At 68.7% G+C, this 19,832-nt stretch carries 18 protein-coding genes; 13 read left to right on the plus strand and 5 right to left on the minus strand.

Features of this window, described 5'->3' with window-relative positions:
* Nucleotides 1-2: 2 nt before the first annotated feature.
* The 4 genes from ACZ50J_RS00715 to ACZ50J_RS00730 are packed head-to-tail and all read left to right on the plus strand — an operon-like array spanning nucleotide 3 to nucleotide 3,626.
* Nucleotides 3-1,184, plus strand: a complete 1,182-nt coding sequence (locus ACZ50J_RS00715; RefSeq protein ID WP_464299369.1) for an acyl-CoA dehydrogenase family protein — start codon at nucleotides 3-5, stop codon at nucleotides 1,182-1,184.
* Nucleotides 1,185-1,212: 28 nt separating this feature from the next.
* Nucleotides 1,213-1,926: a YcnI family copper-binding membrane protein gene (locus ACZ50J_RS00720; RefSeq protein WP_464299370.1), complete on the plus strand. Its 714-nt coding sequence runs from the start codon at nucleotides 1,213-1,215 to the stop codon at nucleotides 1,924-1,926.
* Nucleotides 1,923-2,567, plus strand: a complete 645-nt coding sequence (locus ACZ50J_RS00725) for a copper resistance CopC family protein (RefSeq protein WP_464299371.1) — start codon at nucleotides 1,923-1,925, stop codon at nucleotides 2,565-2,567. Before ACZ50J_RS00720 ends, ACZ50J_RS00725 begins: the two co-directional genes overlap by 4 nt.
* 12 nt (nucleotides 2,568-2,579) lie before the next feature.
* Complete coding sequence (locus ACZ50J_RS00730; protein WP_464299372.1) at nucleotides 2,580-3,626, plus strand: alcohol dehydrogenase catalytic domain-containing protein; 1,047 nt, start codon at nucleotides 2,580-2,582, stop codon at nucleotides 3,624-3,626.
* Nucleotides 3,627-3,723: 97 nt separating this feature from the next.
* Here the strand turns inward: ACZ50J_RS00730 and ACZ50J_RS00735 are convergent, their stop codons facing one another.
* Entirely contained in the window at nucleotides 3,724-4,773 is a 1,050-nt protein-coding gene (locus ACZ50J_RS00735; RefSeq protein ID WP_464299373.1) for an NAD(P)-dependent alcohol dehydrogenase, read from the minus strand.
* A 188-nt stretch (nucleotides 4,774-4,961) separates the two neighbouring features.
* Between ACZ50J_RS00735 and ACZ50J_RS00740 the strand changes: the two genes are divergently transcribed.
* Nucleotides 4,962-6,176 carry an NAD(P)/FAD-dependent oxidoreductase gene (locus ACZ50J_RS00740; RefSeq protein ID WP_464299374.1) on the plus strand — a complete coding sequence of 405 codons (1,215 nt, stop codon included), beginning with the start codon at nucleotides 4,962-4,964 and terminating at the stop codon, nucleotides 6,174-6,176.
* 3 nt (nucleotides 6,177-6,179) lie between these two features.
* On the opposite strand, the gene ACZ50J_RS00745 is transcribed toward ACZ50J_RS00740, so the two are convergent.
* A complete protein-coding gene (locus ACZ50J_RS00745) occupies nucleotides 6,180-6,800 on the minus strand; it encodes a TetR/AcrR family transcriptional regulator (RefSeq protein ID WP_464299375.1) in 621 nt (206 codons plus the stop codon).
* Between the two features lie 135 nt (nucleotides 6,801-6,935).
* Here ACZ50J_RS00745 and ACZ50J_RS00750 point away from each other — a divergent pair, with 135 nt between their 5' ends.
* From ACZ50J_RS00750 to ACZ50J_RS00760, 3 genes are all read left to right on the plus strand, one after another.
* Nucleotides 6,936-7,496 carry a PadR family transcriptional regulator gene (locus ACZ50J_RS00750; protein ID WP_464299376.1) on the plus strand — a complete coding sequence of 187 codons (561 nt, stop codon included), beginning with the start codon at nucleotides 6,936-6,938 and terminating at the stop codon, nucleotides 7,494-7,496.
* 172 nt (nucleotides 7,497-7,668) lie between these two features.
* On the plus strand, nucleotides 7,669-8,634 hold the full coding sequence (locus ACZ50J_RS00755) for an extracellular solute-binding protein (protein WP_464299377.1): 966 nt from the start codon (nucleotides 7,669-7,671) through the stop codon (nucleotides 8,632-8,634).
* A complete protein-coding gene (locus ACZ50J_RS00760; protein WP_464299378.1) occupies nucleotides 8,631-10,457 on the plus strand; it encodes an ATP-binding cassette domain-containing protein in 1,827 nt (608 codons plus the stop codon). The genes ACZ50J_RS00755 and ACZ50J_RS00760 overlap by 4 nt, the downstream gene beginning before the upstream one ends.
* 180 nt (nucleotides 10,458-10,637) lie before the next feature.
* Here ACZ50J_RS00760 and ACZ50J_RS00765 read toward each other — a convergent pair whose 3' ends face one another.
* Complete coding sequence (locus ACZ50J_RS00765; protein WP_464299379.1) at nucleotides 10,638-11,312, minus strand: class I SAM-dependent methyltransferase; 675 nt, start codon at nucleotides 11,310-11,312, stop codon at nucleotides 10,638-10,640.
* 109 nt (nucleotides 11,313-11,421) lie between these two features.
* On the opposite strand from ACZ50J_RS00765, the gene ACZ50J_RS00770 reads away from it, so the two are divergent.
* A complete protein-coding gene (locus ACZ50J_RS00770; protein ID WP_464299380.1) occupies nucleotides 11,422-12,228 on the plus strand; it encodes a TrmH family RNA methyltransferase in 807 nt (268 codons plus the stop codon).
* Between the two features lie 78 nt (nucleotides 12,229-12,306).
* Nucleotides 12,307-12,762 (plus strand): hypothetical protein, encoded by a 456-nt coding sequence (locus ACZ50J_RS00775; protein ID WP_464299381.1) that lies wholly within the window; start codon nucleotides 12,307-12,309, stop codon nucleotides 12,760-12,762.
* 14 nt (nucleotides 12,763-12,776) lie between these two features.
* Here the strand turns inward: ACZ50J_RS00775 and ACZ50J_RS00780 are convergent, their stop codons facing one another.
* The gene (locus tag ACZ50J_RS00780) at nucleotides 12,777-13,376 is read right to left on the minus strand and encodes a hypothetical protein (RefSeq protein WP_464299382.1); all 600 of its coding nucleotides are present in this window, start codon (nucleotides 13,374-13,376) and stop codon (nucleotides 12,777-12,779) included.
* Between the two features lie 129 nt (nucleotides 13,377-13,505).
* Between ACZ50J_RS00780 and ACZ50J_RS00785 the strand changes: the two genes are divergently transcribed.
* Nucleotides 13,506-15,407: an ATP-binding cassette domain-containing protein gene (locus ACZ50J_RS00785; protein ID WP_464299383.1), complete on the plus strand. Its 1,902-nt coding sequence runs from the start codon at nucleotides 13,506-13,508 to the stop codon at nucleotides 15,405-15,407.
* Complete coding sequence (locus ACZ50J_RS00790) at nucleotides 15,407-17,371, plus strand: ABC transporter ATP-binding protein (protein WP_464299384.1); 1,965 nt, start codon at nucleotides 15,407-15,409, stop codon at nucleotides 17,369-17,371. The genes ACZ50J_RS00785 and ACZ50J_RS00790 overlap by 1 nt, the downstream gene beginning before the upstream one ends.
* A gap of 70 nt (nucleotides 17,372-17,441) precedes the next feature.
* Here ACZ50J_RS00790 and ACZ50J_RS00795 read toward each other — a convergent pair whose 3' ends face one another.
* On the minus strand, nucleotides 17,442-18,080 hold the full coding sequence (locus ACZ50J_RS00795) for a TetR/AcrR family transcriptional regulator (protein ID WP_464299385.1): 639 nt from the start codon (nucleotides 18,078-18,080) through the stop codon (nucleotides 17,442-17,444).
* 114 nt (nucleotides 18,081-18,194) lie between these two features.
* Between ACZ50J_RS00795 and ACZ50J_RS00800 the strand changes: the two genes are divergently transcribed.
* On the plus strand, nucleotides 18,195-19,757 hold the full coding sequence (locus ACZ50J_RS00800; protein ID WP_464299386.1) for an MFS transporter: 1,563 nt from the start codon (nucleotides 18,195-18,197) through the stop codon (nucleotides 19,755-19,757).
* Nucleotides 19,758-19,832: the final 75 nt, after the last annotated feature.

Genomic DNA, 19,832 nt, shown 5'->3' on the forward strand with positions numbered 1-19,832 from the left:
GTATGACGCAGACACCGCTGGAACTCTTTGCCACCGATGAGCTGATCAGCGCGGACGATCGCGAGTTGCGGGACGCGGTGCGAGCCTTCGCGACCGACAAGATCAAGCCGCACCTTGCCGAGTGGTACGAGGCCGGAGACCTCCCGGCCCGCGAATTGGCCCGTGAACTGGGCGAACTCGGCGTGCTCGGAATGCACCTGGAGGGCTACGGGTGCGCGGGGACGTCGGCGACGGCATACGGACTGGCGTGCATGGAGATGGAGGCTGCTGACTCCGGTGTCCGGTCGCTGGTGTCGGTGCAGGGCTCGCTGGCGATGTTCGCGATCCACCACTGGGGCAGCGAGGAGCAGAAGGACGCCTGGCTCCCCCGGATGGCCACGGGTGAGGCCATCGGCTGCTTCGGGCTGACCGAGCCCGATTTCGGCTCCAACCCGGCGGGCATGCGCACCCGCGCTCGCCGGGACGGCGACGACTGGGTCCTGAACGGCAACAAGCTGTGGATCACGAACGGCTCGATCGCCGACGTGGCGGTCGTCTGGGCGCAGACCGACGAGGGTGAGAACGGCCGCGGCATCAGGGGATTCGTCGTTCCGACCGACACCCCCGGCTTCTCCGCGCCGAAGATCATGCACAAGATGTCGCTGCGCGCATCGGTCACCAGCGAGCTGGTGCTCGACGACGTCCGGCTGCCGGCCGACGCCGTGTTCCCCGAGGTGCGTGGCCTCAAGGGACCGCTCACCTGCCTCAACGAGGCCCGCTTCGGCATCGTCTTCGGCTCGCTCGGTGCCGCACGGGACTGCCTCGAGGCGACCATCGCGTATGCCGCGGACCGGCAGATCTACGACAAGTCCCTCGCGTCATACCAACTGACCCAGGCGAAGCTCGCCGACATGTCGCTCGAGCTGGGCAAGGGCATGCTGCTGGCGTTGCAGCTGGGGAAGCTGAAGGACGCGGGAACCCTTCGCCCGGAACAGATTTCGCTGGGCAAGCTCAACAACGTGCGCGAGGCGATCGCCATCGCCCGCGAATGCCGCACCATCCTCGGCGCAGCGGGGATCACGCTGGAGTTCCCGATCCTGCGGCACGCCAACAACCTCGAGTCGGTGCTGACCTACGAGGGCACCAGCGAGGTGCACCAGCTGATCATCGGCCAGGCACTGACTGGGCAGTCCGCGTTCCGGTGAGCGTTCTACAAGTTGTAGAGTCGGCGGCGTGACCTCCACACTGCCGCCCTCGTCCCGCCGCGCCGCCGCCCTCGTCGCCACCACCGGCCTGCTCCTGGCCATCCCGGTCGCCGCCCAGGCGCACGTCAAGGTGGATCCCGACACCGCGCAGGCGGGCTCCTATGCGACCGTGAACTTCCGCGTGCCGACCGAGAAGGCGAACGCCTCGACCGTCAAGGTCGAGGTCGACCTGCCCACCGACCACCCCTTCACCTCGGCGTCCTATCAGCCGGTGCCGGGCTGGTCGGCGAAGATCACCACCACCAAGCTGGCGAAGCCGGTGAAGACCGAGGACGGCACGATCACCCAGGCGCCGACGAAGATCGTCTGGACCGCGTCCAAGGGCGCCGAGATCAAACCCGGTCAGTTCCAACAGTTTCCGGTCTCCATCGGCATCGTGCCCGACGTGCCGTCGGTCAGTTTCGATGCCATCCAGACCTATTCCGACGGCTCCGTCGTGAAGTGGGACGAGCCGACGAAGGCCGGCGGCGCGGAGCCGGAGCATCCGGCACCCGTGCTGACCATCGGTGCGGCTGCACCGTCGTCAGCGCCGACGGACGCTCCCTCCGTCGCCGCCGCACCGCAGTCGTCGGACAGTGGCAACGACTCGAACAGTGGCGTCTGGTTCGGTGTCGGCGGCCTGGCAGTCGCCGTGGTCGCCCTGCTCGTCGCCCTGTATGGCGCAACGCGGCGATCGCGATGAGCGCCATACCGACTCGAAAAGCGTTGCGCCGCCTGACCATCGGAGCGGTCGCGCTGCTTGTCGCGGTGCTCGGCGTCATACCGGCGGCGCAGGCGCACGACTATCTGGTCGGGAGCACCCCGAAGCTGAACAGCACCGTCACCGCCGCCCCGAAGCGGGTCTCGCTGACCTTCAACGACATCGTGTTGAGTCGCCCGGCGCCGCCGCAGGTGAGTGTGCGCGGGCCGGACGGTCGCTACTTCGAGACAGCGTGTGCGACGGTGACGGATGCGACCGTCGCCATACCCGTGGCGCTCGGCGCAGCCGGCAAGTACACAGTCACGTGGCGGATCGTGTCCGCCGACGGTCATCCGGTCTCCGACAGCATTTCCTTCACCTATCGACCGAGGGCCGGAGCCGTCGCCGCCAAGGGCATCTCTGCCCCGAAACCATGCAGCGCCAACGGTTCTGCGAGCGGTGCGGCTGCGCCTGCGGACACCTCGTCGAGCAACGGCACGCCGACCGCTGCCATCGTGGCCGTCGTCGCGATCGTCGTCATCGGAGTCGTCGGTGCGGTCGCCATGCTGCTGACGCGCGGGCGGCGCCGTGATGAGACGATCGACGACCAGGAGAACGACGAGGAATACGACGACGAGGACTGAGGGAGCCGGCTGATGCGCGCGGTGCTGATGGACGCGATCGCCGGACCACTCGCGGTGCGGGAGGTTCCCCGGCCGGTCGCGCCGCAGGGTGGCGTGGTGGTGCACGTCCGTGCGACCGGACTGTGCCGGAGTGACTGGCATGCGTGGGCGGGGCACGACGACATCGCGTTGCCGCACGTGCCTGGCCACGAATTGGCCGGTGTTGTCGCCGAAGTCGGTGTGGGAGTGCGCAATTGGCGCGTTGGCGACCGTGTCACGGCGCCGTTCGTCGAGGGCTGCGGCCGCTGTGAATGGTGTATGGCGGGCAACGCCCAGGTCTGCCCCGACCAGGAACAGCCCGGCTTCACGCACTGGGGTTCGTTCGCGGAGTACGTCGTGCTGCACGCGGCCGACACCAATCTCGTCGCGATCCCGGACGGCGTGAGTTTCGAGGCCGCGGCGAGTCTGGGCTGCCGGTTCGCCACGGCATACCGCGCGCTCGTGGGCCGTGCGCACCTGCAGCCGGGCGAATGCGTCACGGTCGTCGGCGCCGGCGGCGTCGGTCTGTCCGCCGTGATGATCGCGAAATCCCTTGGTGCGCAGGTGATTGCGGTGGACCGTCATCAAGGTGCACTGGCGAAGGCGACCGAGTTCGGGGCCGACCACCTGCTGGTCGCCGACGGGGGCGACATACCGGAGCAGGTGCACCGGCTGACCGGCGGCACCCACGTCGCGGTCGACGCCGTCGGCACCGAAAACACTTGTGCCGACTCGATTCTCAGCCTGCGACGGCGGGGCCGGCACGTGCAGGTGGGCCTGTTGCCGCCGGTCGAGGGCCATCCCCGCGTGCCGATGGCGCGTGTGATCGGCTGGGAGCTCGACCTGCTCGGCAGCCACGGTATGGCGGCCGTCGACTACCCGGAGATGCTCGCCCTCATCGAGTCGGGTGCGCTGCGTCCGCAGGACCTCATCGAGCGAGTCGTCGGGCTGGACGAAGCCGCCGAACTACTGCCCACCATGGACACCGCCGCACCAGCAGGCATGACGATCATCGATCCGACACGCACGTCGGTCGAGTAGCGAGTGGAGGAGCGAAGCGGGGGAACGAGTGTATCGAGACCGGGGTCTCGATACACCTCCTCCGCTACGCTCCCCCGGCACCCGACCAGCGTCGGGATTACGGCTTGATGGTCGAGGTGTCGATCACGTAGCGGTAGCGCACATCCCCGGCGACGACCTTGTCGTAGGCGTCGTCGACCTGGGTGGCGTCGATGCGCTCGATCGTGGCGCCGATGCCGTGCTCGGCGCAGAAGTCGAGCATCTCCTGGGTCTCGGGGATGCCGCCGATCATCGAGCCGGCGACGACCTTGTTGCGGCCGATCAGGCTGCCGGGTGAGATCTCGTAGGGCTTGTTCGGCATACCGACCGAGACGAGGGCACCGGTCGGCTTCACCAGTCGCAGGTAGTCCTCCATCGGCAGGTCCGCGCTGACCGTGTTGAGGATCAGGTCGAAGCGGCCGGCGTTGTCCTTGAAGACGTTCTCGTCCGAGGTGGCCAGGTGGTCGACCGCGCCGAACTCCTTGGCGTCCTCGGACTTCGCGGTCGTCCGCGACAGCACCGTCACCTCGGCGCCCATCGCGGCAGCGATCTTGACGCCCAGGTGGCCGAGGCCGCCCATGCCGACCACGGCGACCTTCGCGCCGGGACGAGCGCCCCACCGCTTCAGCGGGGAGTAGGTCGTGATGCCGGCGCACAGGAGCGGCGCCGCGACGTCCAGGTCGATGCCGTCCGGGATGTGGCAGACGAATCGCTCGGAGACGACGACCTGCTGGGCGTAGCCGCCCTGGGTGATCTCGCCGTCGTAGCCCTTGCTGTTGTAGGTGCCCACCGAGCCGCGCTCGCAGAACTGCTCGAAGCCGTTCTTGCACTGCTCGCACTCACCGCAGGAGTCGACCAGGCAGCCGACGCCGACGCGGTCGCCGACCTTGTGGCGGGTGACGGCGGAGCCGACCTCGCTGACGATGCCGGCGATCTCGTGGCCGGTGACGAGCGGGAAGTTGGCGCTGCCCCACTCCTCGCGGATGGTGTGTATGTCGCTGTGGCAGATGCCTGCCCACTGGATGTCGATGCGGACGTCGTTGTCGGCCAGGTCACGACGCTCGAGGTTGATCGGAGCGAACCGCTCGCCGGGCGCGGCGACGGACAATGCAGGTGTTGTTGTCGGCATGGATCCGACGATAGACCCGATCACGAAAGCTGCAAAACTCTCGGAATCCGTTGTCCGGTAAGAAAATTCACAGCCGAAATCGGGAATAGACCCAGGCGGGCCGGCGTCTCCTTCCCTGGGTGCCCGGTGCGTCATACGATCGAGAGGATCGACGCACGGAGCGGAGCTCAGCGGACCCGAGGAGAGTCATGGCAGATCTCGACGGCAAGAAGTACGACTACGTGATCGTCGGCGGAGGTGTGGCAGCGGCCGCAGCGGTGGGCGGCATCCGCGAGATCGACGAGAGCGGCTCGATCCTCGTTCTCGGCGCCGAACCGGACGGGCCCGTCTACCGACCCGACCTGTCGAAGAAGCTCTGGCTCGACAAGGACGCCACGCTCGACGGCACGCAACTGCTGGACGGCCAGCAGGCCGACCTGCAGACCAACAGCCCGGTCACGGCCATCGACCCCGACGCGCACACCGTCACGGTGCAGGGTGGCGCGACGATCACCTACGGCAAGCTGCTGCTCGCCACCGGATCGACGCCACGGATGCTCGACCTGCCCGACTCCGACCGCGTCATCTACTACCGGACCGCGGCGGACTACCGGCGACTGCGCGACCTCGCCGGCCGTGACACCGCAGGCACTGTTGTCACCGCCGTCGGCGGCGGCTACATCGGCGCCGAGATCGCGTCCGCGCTGACCCAGAACGACGCGAAGGTGACGATGATCTTCGACGAGGAGCTGGTGCAGCAGCGCATCTTCCCGCCCTCGATCGCGCAGCTGATCACCAAGGACTTCACCGACCGTGGCGTGCGGCTGCTCACCCGGGAGCAGGTCGCCGACGGCACCCTGACCGGCGACACCGTCGCCATACAGGTCGGTGACGGGACGTCCGTCGAGGCCGGCGTGGTCGTCGTCGGCATCGGGGTGACGCCCCGCGTCGAGCTGGCCGAGGCCGCCGGGCTGACCACCGACAACGGCATCGTGGTCGACGATCACCTGCGGACCTCCGCCGCCGATGTGTATGCCGCGGGCGATGTCGCCAGCTACGACGACGCGCTGCTCGGCCGGCGCCGCGTGGAGCACGTCGACAACGCCGAGGCGATGGGCAAGAAGGCCGGCCGCAACCTGGCCGGGGCCGACGAGGTCTACGACTACACCCCGATCTTCTGGTCCGATCTCTTCGACAACGGCTACGAAGCGGTCGGTGACCTGGACTCGCGGCTGGACACCGTCGAGGACTGGAACGACGCCCACACCGCGGCCGTCGTCTACTACCTGCGCGACGACGTGGTGCGTGGCGTGCTGCTCTGGAACGTCTGGGACTCGACCGGCAAGGCGCGTGAGGTGATCGCGAAGTCCCGCGACGGCAAGCTCGGCCGCGACGAACTCGTCGGCACGATCCCGGCCGGCTGAGGGTCAGCGACCCTTCGGCAGCACCCGCAACAGGTCGGCGTGCATGGTCGCCACGACGTCGTCGAGGTCCTGGCCCAGCAACTCGTCGCGGACGGCTCGCTCGCGGAGCGCGTCGACCTGCGCGGCCAACAACTCGAACGGCGGGTCGAAGACCCAGCCCAGGGACTCGTAGCGCTCCCGCACCGCCTGTTTCGCGGCGGCATACGCCTCCTCGATCTCGTCGGCGTAGCAACGCAGGCCGGGCTCGAACTGGCTCTGGTTGCGCAGGTCGAACCGGATCCGGTGCAACCGGCGGTTCGTGCGCAGGCTCTCGCAGATGGTGTCCGCGACGAGTCGGGAGTATGACGTGACGTCGTCGGGGCTGCCGTTCCCGGCACTGAAGATCTGCGAGTCGCGGATGATCCGCACGCACTCGGCGACCAGCGCGTCCTTGCTCCGGAAGTAGTAATGCACCATGCCGTGCGAGAACCGCGTGCGTCGTGCGACATTGCGCACCGACACCTGGGAGTAGCCGTATTCGCTCCACGTGTGCAGGGCGGCCACGGCGAGGTCGCGTCGGCGACCCTCGTGTACATCGTCTTCGGATCGAGGGGCAGCGGATCCGGCGCGCGCGATTTGGGTCATCGATCAAGTCTCCCATCGTGCGCAACGGCGATCGGCGTTGGCAGGCGGTGGGATTCGCCGTAGTTGGTATGGGATTGGTCAAGCCCGGAAGGCGGACGAGCGTTCATGTCCTGGCGTCGGTCGTACCCTGGACGCATGCCGAGCAGCCCGCCCAGTGGTGCCGTCTCGCCGGCCATCAGCACCGCCGGTCTGGGCGTGCTCGGTGCCGTCGCCGAGGGTCGAACGCACGGCTTCGCGGTGGCCTCGCTGTTCGCTGCGAACGGCGACCTCGGTCGGGTATGGCGTATCCCGCGCGCCGTCGTCTATCGGGAACTCGGACGACTCGAGGACGCGGCCCTGGTGCAATCCGACGGCATCGAGACCGACGGGCCGGGTCCCGACCGGACCGTCGTCCGGGTCACGGCCGCCGGACGACGTCGATTGCACGCCTGGCTCGACGAACCGGTGCTCCGTCCGCGGGATGCCCGCTCCGCGTTGCTGCTGAAACTCGCGCTGCTCGATCGCAGCGGCCGGGATCCGAGTGCCTTGATCGCGGCCCAGCGCGACGTGTTCACCGCACGCCTGGTTGATCTGCGGGCCGACGTGGCGGCCGCCGAGCCCGGCAGCTTCGAGCGCACCCTCGCGCTGTGGCGGGTCAGCTCCACCCGGGCCGTGCTCGACTTCCTCGCCACCATCTCCGACGCGCGAGTTCCCTGAGGAGCCCGTGAGGTACGAGCGGGCGTCTCGAAGGGGGACGAACGAACGTCTCGAAAAGTAGCGCGCGGACGGCGACCTCGAGACGGCCTCCCCCGCTCCGCTCCTCCAGCCTCCTCGGCCAGCAAGGATGAACTAGTCACAGTGTCACTAGTCGGCTGCTAACTTCGTTCCCATGAGTGATCTTTCGCGTCGTGGCCTGTTGGCACTCGGACTGGTCGGCGGCGCCTCGGCGCTCGCTGCGTGCGGCTCTTCTGGGGGCGGCACAGGAGGCGGCACAGCCGGCGGCTCGGGCTCCTCATCCGGAGCGGGCGCCACATCAGGGGGTGGCACCGGTTCCGGCTCCTCCGCCGCTCCCACCGGATCGGGCACGGTCAACGTCCTCTATGCCGGCTCGCTCGTCGCGCTGATGGAGAAGCAGCTCGGTCCGGCATACGAGAAGGCGACGGGTTACACGTTCGCCGGATTCTCGGCGGGCTCGACGGCGCTCGCGGCGCAGATCAAGGGCAAGGTGCGCAAGGCCGACGTCTTCATCAGTGCCAGCCCGGATGCCGATGCCGAGCTGATGGGAGCGAAGAACGGCGACTGGGTGCAGTGGTACGTCACCTACGCGACCTCGGCGCTCGTGCTGGGCTACAACAAGGGCAGCAAGTTCGCCGACAAGATCAAGGCCGGCCCTTGGTATGACGTGCTCACCGAGCCCGGCCTGCGGGTCGGCACCACCGACCCGAAGGCGGACCCCAAGGGCAAGCTCGCGCACAAGGCGCTGCTCGCTGCCGGCAAGGACCACCCCAAGCTGCTCGACCTGGCCAACAACGACAAGATCGTCTTCCCGGAGGAGACGCTGGTCGCGGACCTGCAGTCCGGGCAGCTGGATGCCGGCTTCTTCTACACCAGTGAGGCCAAGCTGGCCGGCATACCGACCGTCGAGCTCACCGGCCAGCAGCTCAAGGCGACCTACACTGCGTCCGTGGTCAAGGGAACTCCCAATCAAGCCGGCGCGGAGGCGTTCGTCGCCCACCTGCTCGGCCCTGACGGCCAGGCGATGCTGAAGAAGGACGGCTTCACGCTCGTCACCCCGCCCACCGTGACCGGCTCCGGCGTGCCGGACACGGTCCGAAAGGTGTTGCCCAGCACGTGACTCGACGACGGGGTGGGCCGCTCCCGCTGCTCGGGGCGGTGCTCGCCCTCTATTTGGCTGTCCCCCTCGTCGCGTTCGTCATCCGGCTGGCCGGCTCGGACAACCGAGGATTCGGCGAATCCGGCCTCGTCGACGCCCTCCGCACCTCGGCGATCAGTGCGTCGATCAGCGCCGGCATCGTCACCCTGCTCGGTGTCCCGCTGGCTCATTGGATGGCGCACTCGCGTGGCCCGCTGCGACGTGTCGTCGGCGTGCTCGTCCAGTTGCCGCTCGCGCTGCCGCCGGTGATGAGCGGCATCGTGCTGGTCTACCTCGTCGGTCCCTACACCTGGCTGGGCGAGCGGTTCGGCGGCCGGCTGACCGAGTCGATCGCCGGCGTCGTCATCGCTCAGACCTTCGTCGCCGCACCCTTTCTGATCATCGCGGCGCGGTCGGCGTTCGAAGCGATCGATCCGCAACTGGAGGACGTCGCAGCGACACTCGGGCACCGGCCGCTCGCCCGCTTCGTCCGCGTCGACCTGCGGATCGCCGCACCGGCCATCCGGGCCGGGATGCTGCTGACCTGGCTGCGTGCGCTGGGTGAGTATGGCGCCACGGTGCTGCTCGCCTACCACCCCTACACGCTGCCCGTCTTCACCTACGTGCAGTTCTCCTCGACCGGCATCCCGACAACGCAGGCACCGACCGCGCTGGCGCTCGGCGTTGCGGCGATCGTGTTGTTGCTGGCGGGTTTTCGAGCCCCTCGCGTCATACAGGAGCGATTGCGGCGGCCTGCTCCGGCGGTCGAACCGACACGACCGACGGCCGTCGATGCCCGACCGGTGGCGTTCGACATCGACACCCGGGTCGGTAGCTTCCATCTGCAGGTGGCGCACACCGCGCGCAGCCCACGCATCGCTGTGCTGGGTGCATCGGGCGCAGGGAAATCCGTCCTGCTCCGCTCGCTCGCCGGGCTGCTCGGGTCCGACGTGGGATCCGTGCGACTGGGTGACACGGAGCTGTCCGCGACGGTGGTCGAGGACCGCAACCTCGGCTACGTGCCGCAGCAACACGGGCTCTTCCCGGACCGAACAGCCTGGCAACAGGCGACTTTCGGCGTCCATGCCGACCCCGGTGTTGCGGCCTGGTGGTTGCATCGACTGCAGCTCGACGGGCTGCAGGACCGACTACCGCACCAGCTGTCCGGCGGACAGCGTCAGCGAGTGGTTCTCGCGGCTGCCCTCGCCGGTTCACCGCGGCTGTTGTTGCTGGACGAACCCTTCTCCGCGCTCGACTACCCGGTCCGCCAGGAACTGACCGGCCTGCTGCGTCAATTGCAGCAACGTGATTCTCTCGCAACGGTTCTGGTGACGCATGACCCCACCGAGGCCGCGATGCTCGCCGACGAACTCGTGGTGATCGTCGACGGTCGGGTCGCCCAGGCCGGGACGGTGCGGGAAGTCTTCGACGCACCCGCGAGCCCGGCCGTGGCACGGTTGCTCGGCCTGACCAACGTCCGGACCGGGGTGATGACGTCCGGGGGTGTCGTCGAAGCCGACGGCGTACGCGTGGCAACGACCAGCACACTGGCCCCCGGGACTCCGGTCACCTGGTGTGTGCGACCCGAGCGAGTGACGGTAGGTGACACCGGCGATCACGAGGTCACGATCGCCGACGTCGTCGACCTCGGCAGTCAGCTGCTGCTCGAGCTGCACTGGTCACAAGGCCTGGATCTGCAGGCGCACCAGTTGATTTCGAATGGCGCTCGGCCCCGTGTCGGCGACCCGGTGAGCGTGCACATCGCCCCGGAGGCAGTCAGCGTCTGGCCAACTGCTGCGGGTTGAGCGCCGGAGCGGCGCCCTGAGGAGCGGTGAGGTACGAGCCGCGTCTCGAAGGGGAGCGAATCGGGGGGCGTATCGAAAACCCCGGGCCAACTGCTGCGGGTTGAGCTCCGGAGCTGCGCCCTGAGGAGCGGTGAGGTACGAGCCGCGTCTCGAAGGGGAGCGTATCGAAACCGCGGCTCGTTACTCGACGCCACGCCTTCGGAACTCCGCCCGGTAGCGGTTGCCCTCGACGTCCTGGTCAATGCGCTGCAACGCCAGGCCGTCCACTCCGAACGCCTCGATCTCGGCATGGGTGAGACGCCACGGCGGACCCTCCAGCGGGTCCGCGTCCGCCGGCAGCACGCTCCCGATGACGAGCAGCACGCCACCCGGCGCGACCAGCGACCGGACCGCCGCGGTGCCCTCTGCGCGCACGTCACGCGGCATCGACTGCACGGTCATCGCCTCGACGACCAGATCGAAGCGGCCGGACCATTCGACCGGCAGGTCGAACAGGTCGGCCACCCGGTAGTCGACCGAACTGTCGGGATGCGCAGTCCGCACCTGCTCCACCGCACTGGGTGCCACGTCGAACGCCGTTGTCCGGAAACCCAATGACGCCAGCAGTTCCGAGTCCTGTCCCGGACCCATACCCGGCACGATCGCGGTTCGCCCGGCCCCGATGGCTTCCTCTGGGTGCTGTGCGAACCACTCACTGAGCATCGGATGCGGCGTCCCGCGGTCCCACGGGACCTCTGCTTCACCGCGGCCGGCTGCGTCATACAGCGATTCGAACCACGCCGTCGGACTGCCCGCGGCGAGTGATTCCGCCGCCAGCTGCTGTGCATGGTCGTCGGCTGAAGATGTCTGGCTCATTTCTCCAGCCTGCCACCCACGCGGGTCGAGTAGTGGAGGAGCGAAGCGGGGGAGCGTATCGAAACCGCGGGCGAGGCAGAATGCGCAGGTGAGCCCTTCGATCCAGCGTGTGACAAGCCGCAACGCGACCTTCCAGCAGTGGCAGGCGCTCCTGGGCAACCGGACCAAGCGACACCGGGCCGGCGAGTTCCTCGTGCAGGGTGTTCGGCCGATCTCCCTTGCCCTGGAACACCATTGGGACTTCGCGGCGCTGCTGCGTCCAGTTGGCGCCCGTCCGACCCGCTGGGCCGAAGAGGTATGGCGCACTGCGCCCGGGCAGCGATTCGAACTCGCCGACGAACTGCTCGCCGAGCTCGGCGAGCGGGACACGGAAGAGCGCCCCGAGCTGGTGGCGGTCGTGCGTATGCCGGCCGACGACCTCGATCGACTCGTGACTCCGGACAAGTCACCACTGATCGCGGTCTTCGACCGGCCGTCCGGCCCGGGCAACATCGGCACGCTGACCCGGTCGCTCGACGCGTTCGGCGGCACCGGTCTGGTGGTGGCGGGCCACGCCGCGGACCCTTACGACCCGCGCGCGGTCCGGGCCTCCACCGGCTCGCTCTTCGCCGTCCCGACCGTGCGGGTCCCGGCTGCAGCGGACGTGATCTCCTGGGTCGCCGCGCAGCGCGAATCCGGTGTCCCATACACGGTTTTCGGCACCGACGAAGGCGGTGAGACCGACCTGCGCGCGGTCGACCTGGCCGGCCCGACCATGGTGGTGATCGGCAACGAGACACGTGGCATGAGCGCGGCGTGGCGGGAGGCGTGCGATCGGATGCTCAGCATCCCGATGGTCGGCTCGGCCAGCTCACTGAATGCCGCCACCGCCGGTTCGATCGTCCTGCACGAAGCTCTCCGACAACGGCAGGCCTGACAGGTCCCCCGCGCGGGGGACCTGTTTCACTCGCGCGAGCATGTCGGGGTCGCACCGTGCCGCCATACGTTCGGTGACATGACACGGCGTACCCACTTCCTCGGCATCTTCCTGGCGGCCTGGTCCTTCGGCTTCGCCTGCGTTCACCTCGCGTGGGCCGCGGGCTGGCGCGGTGGATTGCCCGCCTCCTTCGAGTCGATCTTCGATCGACCGTGGTTCCTCGCGTATGACGTCCTCGCCGGCCTGCTCATGTATGCCGCCGCAGCGGGCGCGTTGCTATTGGTGTCCGGTCGGGGCACGGACCGGCTGCGTGCGGTCACCCGCATCGCCGCCGTCTTGGCGCTGCTGCGTGGCGCTCCCGCACTGGTCTTCGACGTGGCGGGCGGCGACTTCGGCGTGGTCAGCTTCGGGGCGGACGTGTGGTTCACGGTGGCCGGTGTCGCCGGACTGCTGCTGTGGTCCGGCACCCGGCGGCGTACGGCGTTCACACCCGTCGTCGTCCGGCCGGACCACCGGAGCACGCTCTCCGTCTGAGCTGTCGACCCGGGCTAGCCGGGCATCGGGGCCAGCGCGATCTCCAACTGGTAGAGCTGCAGATCGCCCGCGTCATCGCTGATCTCGACCCAGCGCTCGCTGAGCGCAGTGATCTCGTCGATGAGTTCGAGCGCCTGCGCCTCGGTGATCCACAGTCCGCGGCCGCTCTGATGGATCGGGACACGCGGACCCTGCGGGTTCTTGAGCATCCGCTCACGGGAACCGCGGACGGGTGACGTCGCCGAGATGCGGAAGTCCCCGGCGACGACCCACTCCGGGCCGGCTGCGGTGAGCGCCTCGGTCATCTCCGCGTTGGTCCGGCGCATCACCCGCGCGAAGTAGTCGTCCGGCATCGACTCGGCAGGAACGACGAATTCCGTTGCTATCGCTCGGTATCGCTTGATCGCACGACCCTTGCGAGGAGTCTCGGCGACCACCTCGAGAAGACCCACGTCATACAGGCTGCGCACCCAGTAGTGGACCCGGGCGAGGGGCAAGCGCAGGAGCGCAGCCGCCTCGCTCACCGAGTGGTCGTCGTGCAGGAACGGCGCGAGGTACGTCGCTGCCTCGTCGCGCACCAGCGAACGGACCATGACCGGATCGGTGATCTGCACCTACTCAGAGTAACCAGTAGTAATCGAAGTAGGTCTGTGTTTACATTCCTCCTTGTGCAAACTCTCGATATATCGCGTCTTTGGGGATGGGTGCGGCGCTGGGTGGGTGTCGAGCGACACTTCTGGCGGATGATGTGGCGGTCCAGTCCGCCGCTCGTGCTCGGCCTCTTCGTCATCATCGCGGTCCGTGGCGTCGCGATCTGGCTGATGGTCTACGCGAGTGGGCATGCCGTCCAGGCGATCACCGATCAATCCGACCAGGTGTGGACCTGGCTGGTGCTCACGGCGGTCGGGCTGGGTCTCGAGCCGTTGGCGGAGGCCTGCCAGGCAGCGGCGTCGGTCGCCCAGCAGCAGCGGTTCACCCGCCAGCAGGTCCTGCTGGTCGCCGAGGCCGCCAATGCTCCGCACGGTATCGAGCATCTCGAAAACCCCGAGACCAGAGCGCGATTCAGCGATATCGAGGATTACCTGCGAGGCATGTTCGGCGTCAACGCGATGTACGCCACCTGGAACGTCCTCGGCTTCGGAGCCATCGGCCTCGGTGGCCTGGTGGCCGTTGCGCAGTGGTCCTGGCTCGCCGCCCTGTGGACGCTGCTCGCCTTCCGCGTCCTGCATGTGACCTGGACCGGCTATCTCGACGTCCTGCTGCGAGACCTGGTCGAGGACGGCAGCCTGGGCCGCCGCGAGGCCGACTACCTCCGGTCGCTGCCCCTGGAGCGCGAGGGTGGCAAGGAGTTGCGCCTGTTCGGCATGACTCCCTGGCTGCTGCAGCGCTACCGGGAGGTGTGGCTCGCCGCCTTCGCCGGCATCTGGCAGCGCCGGTCGCGGGCGCTGCGGGGTGCCCTCATCGGCTGCACGGTGAGCGCGATCATGCTGGTCGGCTCCTACGTCTGGGTAGGGCACGCTGCCTGGACCGGCAGTCTGGCGATCGGATCCACCGTCACCGTCCTGCAGGGCCTGATGCAGATGTCGACGCTCGGTGCCCTTGGCGATATCAACGTGCAGGCCATCCGAGCCCGCTTCTACGAGAACGAGATTCGCCAGCTGCGTGCCGACTTCGGACTGGGTCCAGAGCTGCTCGAGAGCTCGGGACATGGCCCCGCGCTGGTCGAGTGCGGCGAGGAACGAGCCGTGTATCGAGACCACAGCGGGAAAGCTGGTCGAGTGCCGGAGGAGCGCAGCGGAGGAGGTGTATCGAGACCCGCCGCGGTGGATGTCACCGACGCGACCTTCACCTATCCCTCACGCACCGAGCCGGTCTTCCGGAACCTCGACCTGCACATCCCGGCCGGCCAGTCGGTGGCGGTCGTCGGGGTCAACGGCGTGGGCAAGTCGACCCTGATCAAACTGCTCTGCGGGCTCTATGCACCGGACTCGGGAACGGTCCGCGTCGACGGCCGCGATCCGGCCGTGGACGACGAGGCGCGTCGCCGGGTGGCCACGATCTTCCAGGACTTCGTCCGCTACCAGCTCAGTCTGGAGACGAATGTCGCCCTGCCGCTGCTGGCGCTCGGCGGCGACGCCGGTTCGGTGCGTCATACGGCCGAACGGGCGTTGCGCGACGCCGCGGGGACCGACGTGCTGACCCGCCTCGACGACGACTGGGGAACGGTCCTCGAGCCCGGATATGCAGGCGGCACAGACCTTTCCGGTGGCCAGTGGCAGCGTGTCGCGCTGGCCCGAGCGCTCAGCGCCGTCGCCGCGGGCGCCGGTGTTCTGGTGCTGGACGAACCGACAGCGGCGCTCGACGTACGTGCCGAGGCAGAGATCTTCGGCCGTTTCCTCGAGGTGACCCGGGGTGTCACGACGATCCTGGTCAGCCACCGGCTGTCCAGCGTCCGCCATGCGGAGCGGATCGTCGTGCTGGGACCCGAGGGCGTCGTCCAGGACGGTTCGCACGAGCAGCTCCTGGCATCCGGCGGTCCCTACGCGGACATGTTCCGCCTGCAGGCAGCGCGGTTCGCCGCCGCGGGCGCCGCACGAACCGACGACGAATGGGCGGAAGACGCTGAAATGGCCGGTGAACACTGATGATTCGCTATCACCTGCAGTCCATCGCACTCGTTCTCCGGACTTCCTGGGGGATCAGCCGCAGCGCCACCGTGGTCGCGTTCCTCGAGGCGACCGGCCGCGTCCTGCAATATCTGCGGCCGCTGTTCTTCGGACTCGTCGTCGGCGGTCTCGCGACGCACCAGCTCCACCTGCTCGTGCTGGGAGCCGGCGGCATCGCGTTCACCGAGTCGTTCGGCTTCGTTCTCGGGGTCGCCGGTGTGCAGGCGCGCGTCGGCCTGAACGAGCGCATCGGACACCACTTCGACGCCCGGGTCGCCCAGGTCAGCGGCACCGCAGCGACGCTCGATCATCTGCAGGACCCGCGCTACCGCGATCAGATGCACGCCCTCCGCGAACGCATGGGTGCCCTTGGTATGGCGTACAACTCGCTGATCAACGCCGTCAACAACCTGGTCGCTCCGGTGACGACGATCATCGTCGCCGCGACCGCCGACCTACGCCTCCTGCTGCTGCTCTTCATCGGTGCTCCGGCGACCTGGTGGGCCAGCTCGACCATGCGGTGGGAGGAGCAGGCCGAGGACATTTCGGCGGCAGCCGGTCGGCGCAGCAAGCATTTCGCCGGCCTCGCCGTGGACCCGGTCGCCGCGTCCGAGCTGCGCATCTTCGGCGCGCGCGGGCTGCTGTTGCGGCTGTTGGGCCGTGAAGCCAGCGAATGGCGAAAACCGTTCGTCCGCGCGGAAGCTCGAGGTTCGGTCTTCTCCGCCGTCGTCACCATCGTCTACGTCGTGGCAGCCACGGGCGTGCTGGTCTGGCTGGCGCACGACGCCCTCCACGGGCGCGTCTCGGCGGGGCGATTCGCCACGTCCGTGCTCGTCGTGGGGCAGTTGCGGGACGTGGTCAGCAACCTGCAGTCGATGGTCCACTTCCTCGGTCAGACGTTGCGGACCGTGAAGCGTTACCGCTGGCTCGAGGAGTATGGCGAGTCCACCGCGGCCGCACACGCCGGTTCGACATCGGCGCCGACCGCCCTGCGGGACGGGCTGACCCTGCAGGACGTGACGTTCCGCTACCCCGGTGCCGACCGCGACGCGTTGAGCCACATCGACCTGCACCTCCCGGCCGGTGAGGTGATCGCCGTCGTCGGCGAGAACGGCGCCGGCAAGTCCACCCTGATCGGCCTGCTCACCGGAATGTATGACGTGAGCGGCGGCAAGGTGCTGGTGGATTCCGTTGATCTGCAGGACCTTTCGCTCGACGACTGGCGCCACCGATGCGCTGGAGCGTTCCAGGACCACCTCAAGCTCGAGCTCACCGCGCGCGAGGCGATCGGCATCGGCGGCCTGGCGGAGCCGCGGGTCGAGTGCCGGGGGAGCGCAGCGGAGCTGCGGGTCGAGTGCCGGGGGAGCGCAGCGGAGCCGCGGGTCGAGTGCCGGGGGAGCGCAGCGGAGGAGGTGTATCGAGACCAGGTGTATCGAGACCAGGTGTATCCAGACCAGGCCGACCGAGACCAGATCGACCGCGACCTCGAGATCCCCGACGACATACGCCTGCTCGAGGCACTGGAGGACGCGGCGGCGTCCGACGTACTCACGGCTCTCCCCGACGGGCTCGACACCCGGCTCGGTGCATCCTGGCCGGGCGGGGTGGACCTGTCCGGCGGGCAGTGGCAGCGGCTGGCGATCGGGCGGGCGATGGTCCGGCGAGCGCCGTTGCTACTGGTACTCGATGAGCCGACGTCGGCGCTGGACCCGGCGACGGAGCACGCGCTCTTCGACCGCTACGCGGCGGCCGCGAAGGAGACGTCCCGCGCGGGCGGGGTGACGCTGATCGTCACCCACCGCTTCTCGACGGTGGCGTCGGCCGATCGGGTGATCGTCCTCGCGGACGGCAAGGTCGCCGAGCAGGGCACCCACGAGGAGCTGATGGCGGGCGGCGGTCACTACGCCGAGCTCTACGGCCTCCAGGCCGCCGGATACCGCTGACTCTTCCGCCGAGTGACGCAACAAACGCCGACTGACGCAATTGCACGTGCGTCAGTCGCCGGCAAGTGCGTCAGTCGGTCGGGGTGGTCCAGACCCGCGCCAACGAGGTGAGCTGCGCCTCGAGATCCGGCCAGGGGAAGTGACTCATCGGCTGGTGCAGCACCACCAGCCCGTGGATGCCGCACCAGAGCTGGGTTGCGCGCAGCTGCGCCTCCTCCGGAGTGCGTGACACCTCGGTGAGCGCGTCGACGACGACGTGGAACTGCGCCGCGCCGACGAAGTCCTCCCCCTCGCGCAACGGCAGGTTCCAGGTGGCGGTGAAGAGTGTGCCGAACGCGCCGGGGTTCTCCTGCGCGAAGGCCACGTAGGCCCGCCCGAACCCCAGCACGCGTTCGTATGGCGCGGCGTCCGCGGGCACGGCGTCCAGCATCGTCTGCCCGAAGCGCTCCCAGAGCGTCCGCTTGACCACCAGCAGCAGGTCGTCCAGCGAGTCGAAGTGCAGGTAGATCGACGTCGCGGCGACGCCGACCCGCCGGGCGACGGCGCGCAGGGACAGCTGCCACGGGTCGGCAAGTTCCTCGACCAGGGCGATCGCCGCCTCGATGATCTCCTCGCGCAACCGGGTGCCTTCGCCGCGCGCCGCCACCGCTCGGCGGCGCGACCCGGACGCCGCGGTGCCCCCGTGGTGTGTCGCGGACTTCGACGTCATACCGGCGATCCTTTCAGAGACGTGTATTGACGGTTGTTGCGCTACAGGTGTTAACTTACTTCACCGAACACCCGTAGCCCAAAGAATCAGCCAGCCGAGATCGAGGCGGAGACCATGTCCACGAGCACCCTCACGAAGCCGACCCGAGAGGGCGCTCCCACGCCGCAGCGGCCCGGTCTCGCCCTCGCCCTGGTGTGCGTCGCGATGTTCATGCTGATGCTGGACATGACGATCGTCGCGGTCGCACTGCCCGACATACAGGCCGACCTGCACGCCGACCTGGGTGACCTGCAGTGGGTCGTGGACGCCTACACGTTGCCGCTCGCGGCGCTTCTGCTGACCGCCGCGACGCTCGGCGACCGGTTCGGTCGCAGGCGCCTCTTCTCCGCCGGTATGGCGATCTTCACGCTCGGATCGCTCGCATGCGCGTTGGCGGTAAACCCGTTGATGCTCAACGCGATGCGCGCCGTCCAGGGGGTCGGTGCGGCGATGCTCTTCGGTACCGCGATGCCGATCCTCGGCCACGCCTACCCGGACGTGAGGGCGCGGGCGAAGGCGATCGGTGCGTTCGGTGCGACCCTCGCCGGCGCGACGGCGGTCGGCCCGTTGCTCGGCGGTCTCATCGTCGACAACGCCGGCTGGCAGTGGATCTTCGCGATCAACGTGCCGATCGGAGCGCTCGCGTTCCTCGCGGCCCGGGTCGGCCTGCCGGAGTCGCGCGCCGAGAAGGCCCGTCGGGTCGACGTCGCCGGCACCGCGCTACTCACGATCTCGTTGGCAGCATTGGTGTTCGGGCTGATTCGCGGTCAGTCCGAGGGGTGGGGTTCGGGCATCATCGTCGGCTCGTTCGCGCTGGCGGCAGTCGCACTCGTCGTCTTCCTGGTCCGTGCCGCCCACGCCGACGAACCGATGGTCGACCTCGAACTCTTCCGCCGGCCAGGCTTCGTCGGGATCGGCGTCGCCGGCTTCGTGATCGCCGGAACCATCGTGGCCGCAACGAATTACGTCGGTCTCTACTTCGTCAACACGCTCGGCTACACACCGTTCGAGGCGGGACTGCGCTTCCTGCCCCTCACCGTCACGTCGTTCATCGCCGCCCCGGTCGTTGCGCGCATCGGCCACCGCGTCCCGACCGTGGTGACCATCGGCGGCAGCCTGCTGCTCGTGACGATCGGGCTCGTGTGGGCCTCTCGGGTCGACGCATCGTCCGACTGGACCGCGCTCGCACCGGGATTCGTCCTCGCCGGCATCGGCCTGGGCGCCTCCAGCGCGGTCCTGTCCAGCGCCGCCCTCGCCAGTGTCGAACCCGATCGCGCCGGTATGGCGACCGGTGTCGTCAACACCCTGCGGCAGGTCGGCACCGCCGCCGGTGTCGCCGGTCTCGGTGCGGTCTTCGCGGCCCGCACCGGCTCCCGGATGACCAGTGATGTCGCGCCCGCGCACCTGCCGGCCGGTCAGCTCGGACAGCTGAAGGAAGCGATCGCCTCCGGCGCGGGGCGGTTGGTGTCCGGCCACGCACCAGTGAAGGTCCGGGACCAGCTGACGCACGCGGCCGTCGACAGCACGGCATACGGCATCCACGTGATTCTGCTGATCGGTGCGGTGATCGCCGGCGTCGCGACCATCGTCGTCGCAGCCCTGCTCGCCCGCGCACACCGCGCCGACTCGCACAGTTAGCAGCGACCCGCACAGTTGCGACTCGACGTCACCTGTGCGGCTCGACGCGGTGCCGGATTCTGGTTGAGTGGCGAC

Source organism: Flexivirga sp. G2, from assembly GCF_055397625.1.